Origin of the sequence: Leeuwenhoekiella blandensis MED217, from assembly GCF_000152985.1 — a bacterium.
Lineage (GTDB): Bacteria > Bacteroidota > Bacteroidia > Flavobacteriales > Flavobacteriaceae > Leeuwenhoekiella > Leeuwenhoekiella blandensis.
In genome coordinates, this window is sequence record NZ_CH672395.1 from 3,809,044 (window position 1) to 3,825,526 (window position 16,483).

A 16,483-nucleotide genomic window follows, 5' to 3' on the forward strand; every position below is an offset into this window, starting at 1 on the left:
ACTCTGGTTAACGTTCATTCGTATCGGACTCACCCCTCCTTAAACATGCTTGTTTCTATTTAAGTAAATCTTTAAAGGTTTCTCTCTTAAATCTGGATTTTAAGTCAAACAAAGCAACTGTCTCAATACTTATTTTCATCAAACACTTGCGCTTTTATAAGACCTCCTATTATAAAAAGCTTAAAATCAACACATCTGGTAGTTTTTTGAATTATCAACAATTACAAAGACTCTAATTATCTATCTCACAAATAAGCCAACACAAAAAAGTGGTTATTTGTGAAATTGTCAATTTCCATAGGATAACTACACTCATAAAAACTTGATTATCAACATGTAAAATACCCTTTATTAGGTATTTCTTAACAAAAAAGCACCTTCTACTTTTGAAAGAGAATCAACTACTCACTTAAAAAACAGACCGTGAAAAAACTATTATTAACCTTGCTGCTATGCATCCCGCTATTTACTAATGCTCAAATGAGTATAGCCTTATTAGACCCTAGCGCTTCTGAATTTGAACCCCGGTATGCATTAGCAATAAATGGGTCGAGCTTAGGAGGTGGATTAGAAGTTGCCCGCTCCATTTCTGAAAAATTCAATCTTAGAATACGCGCTAATAGCTTTAATTTTAAAAATCTAGACTATTCTGTAGACATTGGCAATACAGGTACATTAGACCTTAGTGGGAATGCCCGTATGTTAGAGACAGACTTGTCTTTAGAATTTCTTCCTTTTAAAAAAGCCAGTTTCAAACTTGTAGGTGGACTAGGCTATTTTTTTAATGCGCTCGGCTCGGTAAATGCCTTATACGCCCAGCCTGTAAATTTTGGTCAAATTACAATCACACCTGACCAGTTTGGCACCGCTGACCTCAAACTGGATTACAGTGGTCTATCTCCATATCTGGGTTTAGGATTTGGGAGAGCTGTACCTAAAAACCGAGTTGGCTTAAGCGTTGAGCTAGGCACATTTTATTTATCTGAGCCGGACCTCATTATAGATGCTACAAAAATGTTATCGCCTCTTGCCGATCAAGCACCCAGCATAGAACTAAACATCTCCGACTATCGCTGGTATCCATTTTTAAACTTAAAACTTGCTGTAAAAATTTAAATCATGAAGTACATTAAACTACTCTTACTCACTCTCATTCTAAGTCATATCATCTCTTCTTGTGAAAAATCACCCGAGGAAATTTTTGATGATATCACAGTTACCATCAATCCTGATTTTATAGAATATTCTTTACAGATTCAATTTATTGATGCTGCTGACCCTGCAAAAACAATTGAAGACCTCTCAATTACTATTTTAGGTGCTAATAAAGACGCTATTTTAGAATCTTCTGGAGAACAAAACTTTCAAGTAATTGACGGCAGAACGTTTCTAACCCTAAAACCTGAGCTCGCTCCCAGTGGACCTGATGCACAAATATTCTTCCAAATTCTAGCTGAAGCACCGGGATACTTACCCGTAAACACTGACGCATTTTTTGATTATGACGAAAAAGATAAAAACCTAATCGTTACTATGATCAATACCGAAAATCCGCCAGAAGGTGTTGGATATATAAGCACACAGGTTACATTAGAAGGAAACGCGCTACCTGAAGATTTTGACCTTACTCTTGATCCAGGTAGCTCTAAAGCAACTGGCGCCACACTTGTACTTGAAGAAGGCACTCAATTTAAGGATGCATCCGGATCTGTGCTTTCAGGCAGTAATCTACAAATACAACTCACCCATTTTGATCCTTTTGGAGATGCAGCTTTAAATGCTTATCCCGGTGGTTTTACTCCCGAATCAGTCATAGGGCCAAGCGGATCATCAGAAGATATCGTTTTTGATACCGCCGGTTTTGCATCAATCAATATGCAGGTGGACGGAACCAAAGTCAAAGAATTTACAAAGCCTTTAAAAATTATAATGGACATAGACGAGGAACTGAATATGTTCAACACAGACACACCTCTTAAAACCGGAGACCAAATCCCTGTATGGAGTTATGAGATTGAAGATAACACTTGGCAATTTGAAAAGAACACTACAATACAGGAGGATTCAGGAAAATTAAGCGCAACATTCACTACTACGCATTTATCGTGGTATAATCTTGATTTTTATGGAAGCAGATGTAGATATGCAAATCCTATCAAAATAAATGCTCCTAATCTTTCTAGCACGTATTTTTATATCGAATTAGTCTCTCCATACACTCAGCGTACCATAAAAGCAAGATCAGTATATTTGAGAGATGGACAGAATCTTAACTTTAGGAATTGTCCCAATTTCCCAGTTATTTATAAGGTTTACTCACGAAACGGATGGTACAACAAAGGGGACCTCTTATTTGAAAGTGATGCCACCAATTTATGTGCACAAGAGCTTACCATAACTATTCCTCCGGAATCAATTCCTACTCCAGTAAGCATCGATCTCACCTTCACCTGCAGTGATAAAAACTTTGCGATTAAACCTTCCTATGGGTTTTATTACAAAGAGGTGGGGACACGGTACTGGAACTACGCTTATATGACTAATGGGAAAGCATCAAGTTCACTTATCAAAAAAGGAGATGTCGTTGAGTTTTGGATCTATATTGCAGGGCGCGTTGTGCGCTTTGAGCAAACAGTTGGAGAAGAAAATACTATTATCAATCACGAAATAGACGCAGCAATTTGTGATCAATACCTATAAGTATTGTAGTTGTTTTATATTTGGAGTGCTTCAAATAAGTACTCCAAATTTTAAATTCTCTATATTATTTTTGTCAGACAAGGGTGAACATAAATTAAAATCTGAAGCTCAAAACATTTTCAAATATTAATTCATTTACTTCAAACTAGATATTTTATACTGTTTGCTGCTGCTGAATCATTTCTTTAAAAAGTTCCGGATCGATAAGCAAGGTGAGAACCACAACAGCCACGCTTATTACCACATACAGCACCAAGAGCAACAGTAAGAAGAAAAGCGTTCTCAAAATAATTCCCTTAATGCTTAATTGATATAGCCTTTTATAAACATAAGCATTGTAGCCAATGTAAATAAGCACCGTAAACAGTCCAAATGACAAGTAATCTCCTCCAGCAATCAAAACGGTAAGTCCTATCAGGGTGGTTACAATAGAAAGATGCGAATACGTGTATAACTGAATGATTAAATGCTCGGTATAATTATGTTTACGCAAAGTCAAAAACGCTACAAATCCCATTAAAGCAAGAAAGGGTATCGTAGCAAACATAATCAAAGGCTGGTACTCCATGGTAGAGTCTTGAATCGCCTGAGAAATAGCATTGGGGTTACCTCCTATAGCACCCATTTGCTCAACCACTTCAGGGTAAAACTTTTTAAGTACAAAGACCTGTAATCCTGAAATAGTAATCGCTATTGTAAAATAGCTGAAGGCATTAAAATATCTTTTACGCAATCCGGCTAAAAACCCATCGATCACTTTTTCCGGTCTTACAAACAAGTCTTTGAAGGTACGCAGAAAGGTATTATCAATATTGAAAACCCGTTCCCCGGCTTCTTTCACAATACGCTTTGGAGTAAACCGTTCTTCAATTTTTTTGGCACCACAAATATTACAGAAGAAGTCTTTATCAGTTAAAGGGTTCCCACAATTCAAACAAGAAGTAACAGGCGTAAACGTGACGTTTTTTTCGGGCAGCATGAGTTCTGTATTATTTTAGAAAATTATTAAAATTTCCTAACACTCACTATACTTAATTAATGCGCATCCAACCAGTTATCGCCAAGACCTACTTCCACATCAAGAGGAACATCTAGTTTGAATGCATGTTCCATTTCAGATTTTATAAGTTCCTGTACTTCCTCCAATTCTGATTTGTAAACATCAAATACCAATTCATCATGAACCTGAAGTAACATTTTGGTTCTTAATCCTTTATCCTTGAGTTTATGGTGTATTTTGATCATTGCGATTTTAATGATATCTGCAGCGCTCCCTTGAATAGGTGCATTTACCGCATTACGCTCTGCAGCACCACGTACCACAGCATTGCTACTATTAATATCTTTTAAATAACGACGACGACCTAAAACCGTAGACACATAACCATTCTCGCGTGCAAAGTCTACTTGCTCGCTCATATAATTGCGCAATTTAGGGTAGGTCTTATAATAGGTATCTATAAGCTCTTTACTTTCGCTACGGGTAAGATCGGTTTGATTGCTCAACCCAAAAGCTGAAACACCATAAATAATCCCAAAATTCACGGTTTTTGCATTACTACGTTGTTCTCGCGTCACCTCATCAATAGGCACATTAAAGACTTTTGCAGCAGTAGATGCGTGAATATCTTCTCCTTCTTGAAAGGCCTTCATCATCGTTTCTTCCTGACTCAACGCAGCGATAATGCGCAATTCAATTTGTGAGTAATCGGCAGCAAGTAGAACGTAGTCTTCATTGCGCGGCACAAAAGCCTTACGCACCTGACGCCCGCGTTCGGTACGGATAGGAATATTCTGCAAGTTTGGATTGTTTGAACTCAGTCGGCCGGTTGCTGCTACGGTCTGCATATAATCGGTGTGTACGCGGCCGGTTTTTGCATTTACCTGTGCAGGCAGCGCATCAACATAGGTACTCTTAAGCTTAGAAAGTCCGCGGTAATCAAGTACGTGCTGCACGATCTCGTGGTCTGGAGCTAAATAAGACAGCACATCTTCTGCAGTAGAATATTGCCCCGTACGGGTTTTCTTCGGTTTATCTACCAACTTTAATTTGTCAAATAAAATTTCACCCAATTGCTTTGGCGAACCAATATTGAATTCTTCTCCCGCTTCTTCATAAATGCTTTTCTCCAGCGAAGCGATATCATTATTAAGCGCTTCAGAAAGACTGCCTAAAAATTCTTGATCCAGATTGATTCCCTCTAATTCCATATCTGCTAAAACCTGCACTAACGGAATTTCGATCTCGTCAAACAGCTTTTGCGTATTGGCCTCACCCAATTCTTTTTGAAAATGCTCTTTCAGCTGAAGCGTTACATCTGCATCTTCAACGGCATATTCAGTTTGCTGATCAACAGGTACGTCGGCCATCGACTTTTGATTCTTCCCTTTTTTACCGATCAATTCTTCAATAGAAACCGGCGTGTAATTGAGATAGGTTTCTGCAAGCACGTCCATATTGTGACGCATATCAGGATTGATCAGGTAATGCGCGATCATCGTATCAAAGAGCTTCCCTTTAACCTCAACATCATATTTGGCCAACACTTTGATGTCATACTTAAGGTTTTGCCCTATTTTCTCGATTTCTTCCGCCTCAAAAAACGGACGCAGCGCTTCGATCAGTTTTTGAACTTCTTCTTTTTCTGATGGAAACGGAACATAAAATCCCTTCGTTTTTTCCCAACTAAAAGCGATCCCGACCAATTCTGCCTGCAACGGATCTAGATCTGTAGTTTCAGTATCAAAACATACCGAAGTTTGCTTCATCAAGTTTTTGATGAATAAATTCATCGCCATTCCGGGAGCTACACTTTGGTAAAAATGCTCGGTATCCTTTATGGTTTTCCGGGTATTGCGCTCTTCTATAGCAGGCTCATCACCTCCAAAAAGATTGTATTGCCCCGCTCCCGCGTTCGCTGCTTTTTCAGCAGAACTCACTAGTTTTTTGGCGGTTTCCGTTCCGCTTACTGCGGCTCCGGTATCGCTATCGGCTTCACCGGAAAATATCTTGATAAACTGATCTTTAAGCCTACGGAATTCGAGTTCGTCAAAAATCTCCTGAACTTTGTCGGCGTCCGGCTGCGAAAGTTCGTACTGCTCAGCATCAAATTTCACATCGCAGTCGGTCATTATCGTTGCCAACTTTCTGGATAGACGTCCCAGCTCGGCGTTTTCGATCACCTTCTCTTTCATCTTCCCTTTGAGCTGATCTGTATTTTCTAACAAACCTTCTAAGCCACCGTACTGTTTGATAAACTTCTTAGCCGTTTTATCTCCCACTCCCGGCAATCCCGGAATATTATCAGACGCGTCACCCATCATTCCTAAATAATCGATCACCTGTTCCGGACGCTCCACTTCAAAACGTTTTTGCACTTCAGGAATTCCCCAGATCTCGATCCCATTACCCATTCGTGCCGGTTTGTACATAAAAATATTTTCCGAAACCAGCTGTGCATAATCCTTGTCTGGCGTCACCATAAAAACCTGATAATCCTCTTTTTCTGCCTGCTTGGCCAGCGTACCGATCAAATCATCTGCTTCCACGCCTTCGATCTCAATACACGGCACGTGCATCGCTTTAAGAATCTCTTGAATAATAGGCACCGCAATACGTATCGCCTCTGGAGTTTCATCACGATTAGCCTTATAATCCTCATACATTTCAACCCGTTCAGAACTTCCACCTTTATCAAAAGCTACCGCAAGATGATCTGGCTTTTCGCGCTTGATCACATCAAAAAGCGAATTAACAAAACCCATTATTGCAGAAGTATCCTGCCCTTTTGAGTTCACTCGAGGATTTTTGATCAATGCATAATAACCGCGAAAAATCAATGCATAAGCATCTAAAAGGAATAAGCGCTTTTGAACAGCCATATTGGGAATTTTTTAATCAATAAAAGAAGTATCAAAAATAGGAATTAGTCTTATGATAAAAGTTTTTAGCCGGAGACATTTTGACAAAAACAGTACAACCTATTTTAAACCGGATTACTTATCTTTCTTAAAACTGAAACTTAAATTCTATGAGCACGCCGCAATCCTATACGGAGTTTGAAGCCACACTAGACCAAAGCAATCCGCCGTCACATTGGCCCCAAGCCTTGCAAGCGCTTTGGCACCAAACGAAAGGCAATTGGGAAGCTTCACATAATATCGCACAAGACCTACATAGTGAAATGGGAAGTTTGATTCACGCACATTTACATCGCGATGAAGGTGATGATTGGAATGCAAAATACTGGTATCGCCAAGCCGGAAGAGCTTTTCCTCAAGTTTCACTAGCCGAAGAATTAAAACAATTGGTAAACGAAGTCATCACTTAAAATAACGCCAATAAAAAACCCGCTGAACATCAGCGGGTTTTTTGCTTATCTATATCTTGTACTAATTACAATTCTAAAGCTTTAAGCACATTGTTATCCATCAATAATTCTTCAGGATTTTCTAGTGCTTCTTTAACCGCTACTAAGAATCCTACAGATTCTTTACCATCAATGATACGGTGATCGTAAGAGAGTGCCACATACATAATAGGCGCAATAGCGATTCCGCCGTCGCGTACGATAGGACGCTCTACAATGTTGTGCATTCCTAAGATCGCAGACTGAGGAGGGTTGATGATAGGTGTAGAAAGCATACTTCCAAACACACCACCGTTTGTGATGGTGAAAGTTCCACCGGTCATTTCATCAACAGTAATCTGACCATCACGCGCTCTTAGCGCCAGACGCTTCACTTCAGACTCTACACCGCGGAAACTTAAGTTTTCAGCATTTCTAATAACAGGAACCATCAATCCTTTAGGCCCAGAAACAGCAATAGAAATATCTTTAAAGTCATAAGAAACCATCTCCTTACCATCGATCATCGAGTTTACCGCCGGGTACATTTCTAAAGCACGCACACAAGCCAACGTAAAGAATGACATAAACCCAAGGCTCACCCCGTGTTTTGCTTTGAAATCTTCTTTGTACTTACTACGTAGATCAAAAATTGGCGTCATATCAACCTCGTTAAAGGTGGTAAGCATTGCAGTTTCATTCTTTACAGAAACCAAACGCTCTGCTACTTTACGACGTAACATAGACATTTTAGAACGGCTTTCTCCACGACTTCCGGTTCCCGGAGTTCCCATAGAAGGCTGCGCATTTACTGCATCTTCTTTAGTAATACGACCGTCACGACCAGTACCTTTTACATCTTTAGCATCGATTCCCTTTTCATCCAAGGTCTTTTTTGCTGCCGGAGAAGGTGATCCTGAAGCATAGGTCTTTTTATCTTGAGCTTGCTCAGGAGTGCTCGATTTTGAAGGTGCTTCTTTTTTAGGTTCGGCTTTTTCTTCTTTTTGCTCTTCTTTGTCGCCACTGCTATCGCCTTCTGGTTTTGCAGCGTCGGTATCGATTAAACAAACAACTTCGCCTACAGCAACAGCATCACCTTCTTCTGCTTTAAGCGTAATAATTCCGCTCGCTTCAGCAGGCAACTCAAGGGTTGCTTTATCACTATCAACTTCGGCAATCGCCTGATCTTTTTCTACATAATCCCCATCTTCAACAAGCCATTGGGCGATTTCAACTTCGGTGATCGATTCTCCCGGCGAAGGGACTTTCATTTCTAAAGCCATAATTCTCTATTGTTAACTTTTATTCTTTAGTTAAAACTAAAATGTTTTTTATTGGTTATTTGAATTTTTATCAAAAACATCATCAATAACACGCTGATGTCTTCTTTTGAATCGTACAGAACTACCTGCGGCTGGTGCCCCGTAGAACTTACGACTGCACACTCTGAATTTTTGCGCTTCGGGAAGATGCATCAATAAGTGCCCGTAAGCTCCCATATTGCGTGGCTCTTCCTGAGCCCAAACCACATCGTCTGCATTTTTATATTTGTCAAGCGCTGCTCTGATTTCCTTTTTAGGAAGCGGGAACAATTGTTCAACACGTACAAGCGCCACATCTTCACAACCTAATTCTTCACGCTGCGCAAGCAAGTCGTAATAAAACTTACCGGTCACAAATACCAGTGTTTTTACCTGATCTGCTTTTACACTGTCATCATCAATCGTCATCTGGAAGCTGCCGTTTGCCAATTCTTCTTTGGTCGAAATTACTTTAGGATGTCTCAACAAACTTTTTGGCGTAAAAACGATAAGCGGTTTTCTAAAATTGGTCTTTAATTGACGACGCAATAAATGGTAGAAATTGGCAGGTGTAGTACAATCTGCAACATACATATTATCTACTGCACAAAGCTGTAAATAACGCTCCATACGCGCCGAAGAGTGCTCTGCTCCCTGACCTTCATACCCATGTGGCAATAACATTACCAGACCGTTTTGAAGCTTCCATTTATCTTCTGCTGCCGAAATATACTGATCCAGCATAATCTGCGCTCCGTTGCTGAAATCTCCAAACTGTGCTTCCCAAATAGGAAGTGTTTTAGGACTCGCCATCGCATAACCATAGTCAAACCCAACAACACCATACTCTGATAACAGCGAGTTGAAGATGTACATATGTCCTTGCTCTCCTTTAAGATTGTTGAGCAACACGATCTCTTCTTCACTCTCTTCAACTTTGGTCACTGCGTGACGGTGTGAGAACGTACCACGCTCTACATCCTGACCGGTCATACGCACATCAAAACCTTCTTTAAGCAAAGAACCATACGCCAATAATTCGGCAAGACCCCAATCGATCTTATTATCATCAAAGTACATCGCGCGACGCCCTTCAATGATCTTGTTTATTTTTCTTAAGAACTTTTTCCCTTCCGGAAGTTTAGTGATCGCTTCAGCGATTTCAGTTAAGGCATCCAGATCAAAAGTCGTATCTACCGGCTGCATCATCGCATCTTCGGTAGCAGGTTCAAAACCTTCCCATTCATCCTGCATAATTGCAGTAATACGAGTAGTTTCTTCCTCTCTAGACTTTTCTAATTTTTCTTCAAGCTTCTCTTTATATTCGTTCTCCAGTTGCTTTACATAACTGTCGTCGATCACGCCTTCTTCGATAAGCTTTTTAGCATAAATATCTCTCGCGTTATCGTGTTTTGCGATCGCTTTATACAATTTAGGCTGTGTAAAACGCGGCTCGTCACCTTCGTTATGACCATATTTACGATATCCTAAAAGATCGATAAATACATCACGACCAAAAGTCATTCTAAAATCTAAAGCAAATAAAGCTGCGTGCACAACCGCCTCGGCATCATCTGCATTCACGTGCAATACCGGAGACAATGTCGTTTTAGCCACATCGGTACAGTAGGTTGAAGAACGCGCGTCGAGATAATTGGTCGTAAACCCGATTTGGTTATTGATCACAATATGAATGGTACCCTTGGTAGTATAGCCATCTAATTGTGCCATCTGGATCACCTCGTACACCACGCCTTGACCGGCGATCGCCGCATCTCCATGTACCACGATAGGAAGCACCTCCTGCGGATTGTCAAAGTAATGACGATCTTGTTTTGCACGCGAGATCCCTTCTACCACGGCACCTACAGTTTCTAAGTGAGACGGGTTAGGTGCGATGTTGATATTGATCTCTTTTCCGCTGTCTGTAAGTCGGCTTGAGGTCCATCCCAAGTGATATTTAACGTCTCCATCAAACACCTCCTGATCGTAATCTTTACCATCAAACTCACTAAAGATATCTTTAGCATTTTTTCCAAAGATATTGGTCAGTGTATTCAGACGGCCACGGTGTGCCATTCCCATCACAAAATCTTTCACGCCTCGGTCTGCAGCCGCCTCAATTATAGCGTCTACCGCCGGAATAAAACTTTCTCCACCTTCGAGCGAGAAACGTTTTTGACCAACGTACTTGGTGTGTAAAAAGGTTTCAAAAGAAACTGCTTCGTTTAATTTTCTAAGGATTTTCTTCTTTTCGTCTCCAGAAAAGTTAGGGTGATTATCATTGATATTCAGTTTATCTTGAATCCACTGAATTTCTTCAGGCTTTCTGATAAACATATATTCAACACCAATCGAATCACAGTAGATTTTCTCAAGGTGGGTAATGATATCCCGCAACGTGTTGGAGCCTATTCCTAGAATTTCACCTGCGGTAAATGTCGTATCAAGGTCTTTTTCACTAAGACCAAAGTTCTCTAAAGCCAGGGTAGGCTCATATTTTCTACGTTCACGTACCGGGTTAGTTTTTGTAAATAAATGACCTCGTGTACGGTAACCATCAATAAGTTTAACAACCTGAAATTCTTTCTGTAAGTTTTCAGGCACGGCAGCATTGGTATTTCCGCCGGTTATTACAGTAGCATCAGGCTCAATCCCTAGCTCTTCTAAACCAAAATCAAAACCTTGAAAAAAAGCTCTCCAACTGGGTTCTACGCTATCAGGATGCTGTAAGTATTTATCGTAAAGTTCTGCGAAGTATGCAGTGTTTGCTGCATTGAGAAATGAAAATCTATCCATTTTATAAGTTAAATCTGTCGATTTTTTAAGCAATAATTTGTCAAAAATACAATAATTACTGCGCACCAACTGTGTGCATTCACAATTTTATGGTTATCATTAACATTTTAAAATACGTATTTAACACCTTGCTAACAAAGTAAGTGCAATCCTAAACCATCTTATTATGAAATCGATTGTTTCCACACTCATCCTCACCGTAATTTTTACGTGTTTTACAGCTCAAAGTCATGCGCAATTTCGTTCGAGTTCCTTTTGGGACCGTGTGAGTTTTGGAGGCGGTCTCGGACTCAATTTTGGTGATGATTATTTTGCTGCAAATATCGCTCCCAGTGCGGTTTACAATTTCAACCCGTATTTTGCATTAGGCCCCGGGCTGAGTTATTCTTATGTGAAAAATGGAAGTTTAAGGTCTTCGGTAGCCGGAGGAAGTATTATCGCTCTTGCAAACCCATTACCTATCATTCAACTTTCGGCGGAGTTTGAGGAGCTGTACGTATCTCAACGCGCCGATTGGGATGGTGGCACAGTCACAAATGATTTTTGGAATTCTGCTTTATTTCTTGGAGCCGGTTATCGCAGTGGCCCTGTAACTATTGGCGCGCGCTACAATGTGCTCTTTAATGACAACGATTCGATTTACACAAGCGCCATTATGCCTTTTGTCAGGTTCTATTTTTAAACTGCACCTTTTTAAATTCGCGCTCCAAAATAAGTACGCTTACGCGTTGCACAAATTCGTGTACTTCACTATCAGGCAAGGCTTTGATCTTAGCTTCAGAAACATCAATCGCGTACAACAAGGTAAGGTAGTTTTCAAAATCAGAGAGCACCAGTTCGTACAAAGCAGCTTCCAGATCTCTCAGAAATTTCTCTGACGAACTCACTTGATCAAATGTGCTGTCTAAGCCGGCACGCTTAAAGTCTTTATTAAGCTGTGACACCAGAAATGCATACAATTTCTGCTCGCGTGCCGCTTCTAAAACTTGCGTGCCATTTGTCATAATTGAGTTATACTTTTCTACGCATTAAGGCTTGCGCAAACTCCTTCAAAATTGTTTTGTTCTCTTCTTTTACATCAAGACAATCTAAATGCTCCAATGCAGTATTTGTATATTTCTCGATCTCCTGCTGGGTAGCTTCGGCCGCACCGGAATCGATAAAAAGCTGCTTTACCGTTTCTATTTTTTCTGAAGGATCTTGCGGATTGATACTGAATAAATGCTGAAGCTGTTTGCTATGTACCTCATCTAAACGTTCAAGCGCCGTAAGATATAAGAAGGTTTTTTTGTTTTCAATAATATCACCTCCTACTTGCTTTCCAAAGGTTTTAGGATCACCAAAAGCATCTAAATAATCATCCTGAAGCTGAAACGCGATTCCTAAATCACGCCCGTATTCATAAATACGGTTTGCATTTTCAGCAGAAGCATTGGCCACAATAGCACCCATCTTTAAAGCAGCACCTACCAAAACGGCAGTTTTGTATTCGATCATTTTAAGATATTCGGGGATCGTGACATCATCACGGGTTTCAAAATCTACATCGTACTGCTGCCCTTCACACACCTCGATCGCAGTTTTACTGAAGAGTTTTGCCAGCGCTCTAAACGTCTCTCCTTCATAATTCTCAAAAAGCTGATAGGCACGTATGAGCATAGCATCACCAGAAAGTATCCCGGTGTTTACATCCCATTTCTCGTGTACGGTTTCCTCACCGCGGCGCAATGGGGCATCGTCCATAATATCGTCATGCACCAGCGAAAAATTATGAAATACTTCTACGGCCAGCGCCGCATCTAAAGCCTTTTGATGATCTGATTCAAAAATATCGGTTGCCATTAGGGTCAATACCGGTCGCAACCGCTTGCCTCCCAATTGCAAAATATAATGAATAGGCTCATAGAGATTTGCAGGCTCTTTTATAGCGAGCTTGTCATTTAAATAAGCAACAAAAACTTCAGTGTATTGATCAATGCGCAGCATACTTCAAAATTTTCGGCTAAAATAAGACACTATTTCTGAACATAAGGCTCCAAGCATCAGAAGCTGAGCTCAGGATCGCATGTTATGTCAATATTAAATATGCTAAAAACTTAGGAAACTTTTTTCGTTTTTAAAGTTTCCGTCCTATATTTGCCGCGCTTTATGAAAACCGAAATATTAAATAACGCCACTCAACTTTTTTTAAATCAAGGATTTAAAAGCGTTACTATGGATGATATCGCCACGCATATGGGGATATCAAAAAAGACCATTTATGCCAATTATGCGCATAAAACCGAATTGGTAGAAGCGGTAGGCCATCATTTATTGAACAACGTGCAATGCGCTGTTAAAGACATGGTTGATGAACATATGAACCCTATCGAAGAGCTTTATGAGATCAAAAAGTATGTGATTCAACATTTACAGGGAGAGAAAACCTCATCCATTCAACAAATGATGAAATACTACCCAAAGATCTTTACCAAGCTGCGCGCATCGCAAAACGAGTTTATGCGCGGCTGTATGGAAAAAAATATTTCCCGCGGTATAGAACTCGGCCTTTTTAGAGACAATCTCGATGTTGAATTTGTTTCTAGAATGTATCAAATTGGCATCACCAACATTAAAGATGAAACCATTTTTCCTTCAGATAAGTTTCCGCAGATCGCCCTGTATGAGACCTATTTAGAGTATCACTTACGTGGGATTGTCACTCCGGAAGGAAGAAAAATTCTCAATCAAATAATTCATTCAAATCAAGACTAATGCGAAAAACAATTTTCCTCTTAATATGCGTTTTAGGCTCTCTAAACACAAGCAAAGCCCAAGACAGTACAGAGGTACAATCTTATGCACTAAGCCTTCAGGAAGCCATAACTTATGGTCTCGAGAATAGCTATGATGCAAAAAACGCGTACACCGATGTAGAGATCGCCCTTAAACAAAAATGGGAGATCATTGCACAGGGACTTCCTCAGATTTCAGGCGAGGTGACGTACCAAAATCAGTTTATTCAACCTACCTCCTTTATTCCGGCGGTGGTTTTTGACCCCAGCGCAGACCCCGGTGATTTTATCCCGGTGCAGTTTAGCCAGAAGCAAAATGCTTCGGCCGTAGCGACCTGGAATCAGTTGATCTTTGACGGCTCGTATATCGTAGGCGTACAATCGGCAAAAACCTTGCTTCAGATTTCTGAGAACGCCAAGGTTAAAACCGATCTTGAAGTAAAACAAGCAATCATTGAGGCCTATGGCAATGTATTGCTTGCTCAGGAAAGTGTTGCCATTCTTCAGAAAAACATAGAAACCGTAAACAAAAATCTAAACGACACCCAGAAGATTTTTGAAAACGGACTAGGAGAAGAAGAAGATGTAGAACAACTTCAAATCACTGCTTTAAATCTTGAAAGCCAACTCAACAGCACCGTGCGTCAATTGGCGATTGCATACGATATGCTCAAATTAACCTTAGGCATCCCGATTGACAGTAAACTGGTGGTGACAGATGCGCTTGAAGATTTGACGATGCAATATTATGATCTCAATTTGCTTGCAAGAGATATCAACCCTGAGAAGAATATAGATTATCGCATTGCCGAAGATCAAGCCAACCTTGCCGAAACCGAAGTAAAACTTGAAAAAAGTAAAGCCTTACCAACCTTAAGCGCCTATGTGAATTATGGAGCAGCAGGAGCGAGTAACTCCTTCACCTTCTTAAGTGATGAGCAACGTTATTTTGAGCAATCTATCTTAGGCGTTTCCTTGAGCGTGCCCATTTTCAGCAGTGGGATGCGCGCAGCGCGAACTGCTCAAAAAGAGCTGGCTTACAAACAGAGTCTCGAAGATCTTGAGCGCGCCCGCAATCAGGTAAAGCTAGAGATCGCTTCTGCACGTAATGATTATCAATTTGCGCTTGACAACTTTGCCACGCAAGAAAAAAACCTCGACCTGGCAGAGCGTATTGAAAATAAAAACTCCATCAAATTTTTTGAAGGTATCGCCAGCAGTTTTGAGTTGAGTGAAGCACAAACACAACTTTACCAGGCACAACAAGATTATTTACAAGCTATGTATGAAGTGATTGCCAACAAAGCAGCACTTGAAAAAGTGCTTGACACTTCAGTTTATAAACCAAAAGAAGACTAACATCCAGACATATCCTACACGCATTATGAAAAATATAATAACCCTAATAGCCGCAGCATTCCTAATCATTTCCTGCGGAAACAAAGAAGAATCTGTTGAGAGCGTCATTGAAAGTGGTGATCTAACCGCGATTCGCGCAAAGAAGACCGAACTGGTAAATGCTCAAAACGAACTTAAGACCGAGATCGATTCGCTTAACGCTGCTATAGATAAATTAGACGTTAAGAAAAAGGCAGCCTTAGTTACTGCTGAAACTTTACAAGACACCTTGTTCAAACATTATTTTGAAGTACAAGGAAATGTAAACACAGACCAAAACATTGTGCTGTATGCAGAATATACCGGCGTACTGACTCAGCTTTATGTCAAAGAAGGGCAGCGCGTTGCAAAAGGACAACGTCTTGCTAAAATTGATGATGGTGGTTTAGGAAGTGAACTTGCCCGCCAGGAAGCGCAAACGGCTTTAGCAAAAACAACTTATGAGCGTCAAAAACGCCTTTGGGATCAAAAAATTGGTTCAGAGATCAATTATCTGGAAGCAAAGACCAACTACGAAGCGATGCAGGCTGCAACAGATCAGTTGCGTTCTCGTGTGGGAAAAACGGTGATCACTGCGCCGTTCTCAGGAATTGTAGACAATACCTTAGCAGATCAAGGACAAGTGGTAAATGCAGGACAAACCGGAGTGTTACGTCTGGTAAACCTGAGCGATATGTATGTAGAAGCTTCTATTCCTGAAGCCTTTTTAGGTAAAGTTTCTGAAGGTACCGATGTTAAAATTAGACTGGCTTCAATAGGCAAAACCTACGACGGAAAGATCAGACAAGTAGGCAACTTCGTAAGTCCTGACAGCAGAACCTTTGATGTAAAAATTTCGATACCAAACCCAGACAACACCATCAAGCCCAACTTGATCGCTACGGTTATGGTTAATGATTATACTTCAGAAAACGCCATTGTCGTACCTGAAAATGTGGTTCAGCAGAATGCGTTGGGCAACAGCATCACCTATGTTTATGAAGAACAAGCTGACGGGACCGCAATTGCAAAACAAGTACAAATAAAAGAAGGTTACAGCGATGATCAGCGTATAGAGATCACTTCTGGACTTAGTGCCGGAGACCGACTGATCATTGAAGGAGCGCGCTCTCTTAGAGACGGTCAAGCTGTAGAATTAAAAGAATCTTCAAACAACCAATAA

Annotated in this window: 13 protein-coding genes; 7 read left to right on the forward strand and 6 right to left on the reverse strand. The window is 40.5% G+C overall.

Annotated features, from left to right (window positions below; translation table 11 throughout):
- Positions 1-423: 423 nt before the first annotated feature.
- Both MED217_RS16415 and MED217_RS16420 read left to right on the forward strand, forming a co-directional pair.
- Entirely contained in the window at positions 424-1,116 is a 693-nt protein-coding gene (locus MED217_RS16415) for a hypothetical protein (RefSeq protein WP_154648969.1), read from the forward strand.
- Positions 1,117-1,119: 3 nt separating this feature from the next.
- A complete protein-coding gene (locus MED217_RS16420; RefSeq protein ID WP_009781676.1) occupies positions 1,120-2,700 on the forward strand; it encodes a hypothetical protein in 1,581 nt (526 codons plus the stop codon).
- Between the two features lie 154 nt (positions 2,701-2,854).
- On the opposite strand, the gene MED217_RS16425 is transcribed toward MED217_RS16420, so the two are convergent.
- Positions 2,855-3,679 carry a DUF3667 domain-containing protein gene (locus tag MED217_RS16425; protein WP_009781677.1) on the reverse strand — a complete coding sequence of 275 codons (825 nt, stop codon included), beginning with the start codon at positions 3,677-3,679 and terminating at the stop codon, positions 2,855-2,857.
- 56 nt (positions 3,680-3,735) lie between these two features.
- A complete protein-coding gene (gene polA, locus MED217_RS16430; RefSeq protein WP_009781678.1) occupies positions 3,736-6,582 on the reverse strand; it encodes a DNA polymerase I in 2,847 nt (948 codons plus the stop codon).
- A gap of 149 nt (positions 6,583-6,731) precedes the next feature.
- Between polA and MED217_RS16435 the strand changes: the two genes are divergently transcribed.
- Complete coding sequence (locus tag MED217_RS16435) at positions 6,732-7,031, forward strand: hypothetical protein (protein ID WP_009781679.1); 300 nt, start codon at positions 6,732-6,734, stop codon at positions 7,029-7,031.
- A gap of 65 nt (positions 7,032-7,096) precedes the next feature.
- On the opposite strand, the gene odhB is transcribed toward MED217_RS16435, so the two are convergent.
- On the reverse strand, positions 7,097-8,332 hold the full coding sequence (odhB, locus tag MED217_RS16440) for a 2-oxoglutarate dehydrogenase complex dihydrolipoyllysine-residue succinyltransferase (RefSeq protein WP_009781680.1): 1,236 nt from the start codon (positions 8,330-8,332) through the stop codon (positions 7,097-7,099).
- A gap of 48 nt (positions 8,333-8,380) precedes the next feature.
- Complete coding sequence (locus MED217_RS16445) at positions 8,381-11,149, reverse strand: 2-oxoglutarate dehydrogenase E1 component (protein ID WP_009781681.1); 2,769 nt, start codon at positions 11,147-11,149, stop codon at positions 8,381-8,383.
- A gap of 166 nt (positions 11,150-11,315) precedes the next feature.
- Between MED217_RS16445 and MED217_RS16450 the strand changes: the two genes are divergently transcribed.
- The gene (locus MED217_RS16450; protein ID WP_009781682.1) at positions 11,316-11,831 is read left to right on the forward strand and encodes a hypothetical protein; all 516 of its coding nucleotides are present in this window, start codon (positions 11,316-11,318) and stop codon (positions 11,829-11,831) included.
- Here the strand turns inward: MED217_RS16450 and MED217_RS16455 are convergent.
- Together MED217_RS16455 and MED217_RS16460 are read right to left on the reverse strand one after the other, a co-directional pair.
- Positions 11,815-12,153 (reverse strand): hypothetical protein, encoded by a 339-nt coding sequence (locus MED217_RS16455; RefSeq protein ID WP_009781683.1) that lies wholly within the window; start codon positions 12,151-12,153, stop codon positions 11,815-11,817. The two genes, MED217_RS16450 and MED217_RS16455, sit on opposite strands and share 17 nt — an antisense overlap.
- Before the next feature lie 7 nt (positions 12,154-12,160).
- The gene (locus MED217_RS16460) at positions 12,161-13,135 is read right to left on the reverse strand and encodes a polyprenyl synthetase family protein (RefSeq protein ID WP_009781684.1); all 975 of its coding nucleotides are present in this window, start codon (positions 13,133-13,135) and stop codon (positions 12,161-12,163) included.
- A gap of 162 nt (positions 13,136-13,297) precedes the next feature.
- Here MED217_RS16460 and MED217_RS16465 point away from each other — a divergent pair, with 162 nt between their 5' ends.
- From MED217_RS16465 to MED217_RS16475, 3 genes are read left to right on the forward strand one after another with little or no spacing between them, the layout of a single operon-like run.
- Complete coding sequence (locus MED217_RS16465; protein ID WP_040532990.1) at positions 13,298-13,903, forward strand: TetR/AcrR family transcriptional regulator; 606 nt, start codon at positions 13,298-13,300, stop codon at positions 13,901-13,903.
- Positions 13,903-15,282: a TolC family protein gene (locus MED217_RS16470; protein WP_009781686.1), complete on the forward strand. Its 1,380-nt coding sequence runs from the start codon at positions 13,903-13,905 to the stop codon at positions 15,280-15,282. Before MED217_RS16465 ends, MED217_RS16470 begins: the two co-directional genes overlap by 1 nt.
- 25 nt (positions 15,283-15,307) lie before the next feature.
- Entirely contained in the window at positions 15,308-16,483 is a 1,176-nt protein-coding gene (locus tag MED217_RS16475; protein ID WP_009781687.1) for an efflux RND transporter periplasmic adaptor subunit, read from the forward strand.

Bases quoted from the DNA above. Each gene is read 5' to 3' on its own strand.
- odhB (WP_009781680.1), bottom strand. From the start codon at position 8,332: ATGGCTTTAGAAATGAAAGTCCCTTCGCCGGGAGAATCGATCACCGAA.
- MED217_RS16435 (WP_009781679.1), top strand. From the start codon at position 6,732: ATGAGCACGCCGCAATCCTATACGGAGTTTGAAGCCACACTAGACCAA.
- MED217_RS16460 (WP_009781684.1), bottom strand. From the start codon at position 13,135: ATGCTGCGCATTGATCAATACACTGAAGTTTTTGTTGCTTATTTAAAT.
- MED217_RS16425 (WP_009781677.1), bottom strand. From the start codon at position 3,679: ATGCTGCCCGAAAAAAACGTCACGTTTACGCCTGTTACTTCTTGTTTG.
- MED217_RS16470 (WP_009781686.1), top strand. From the start codon at position 13,903: ATGCGAAAAACAATTTTCCTCTTAATATGCGTTTTAGGCTCTCTAAAC.
- MED217_RS16450 (WP_009781682.1), top strand. From the start codon at position 11,316: ATGAAATCGATTGTTTCCACACTCATCCTCACCGTAATTTTTACGTGT.
- MED217_RS16475 (WP_009781687.1), top strand. From the start codon at position 15,308: ATGAAAAATATAATAACCCTAATAGCCGCAGCATTCCTAATCATTTCC.
- MED217_RS16445 (WP_009781681.1), bottom strand. From the start codon at position 11,149: ATGGATAGATTTTCATTTCTCAATGCAGCAAACACTGCATACTTCGCA.
- polA (WP_009781678.1), bottom strand. From the start codon at position 6,582: ATGGCTGTTCAAAAGCGCTTATTCCTTTTAGATGCTTATGCATTGATT.
- MED217_RS16420 (WP_009781676.1), top strand. From the start codon at position 1,120: ATGAAGTACATTAAACTACTCTTACTCACTCTCATTCTAAGTCATATC.
- MED217_RS16455 (WP_009781683.1), bottom strand. From the start codon at position 12,153: ATGACAAATGGCACGCAAGTTTTAGAAGCGGCACGCGAGCAGAAATTG.
- MED217_RS16465 (WP_040532990.1), top strand. From the start codon at position 13,298: ATGAAAACCGAAATATTAAATAACGCCACTCAACTTTTTTTAAATCAA.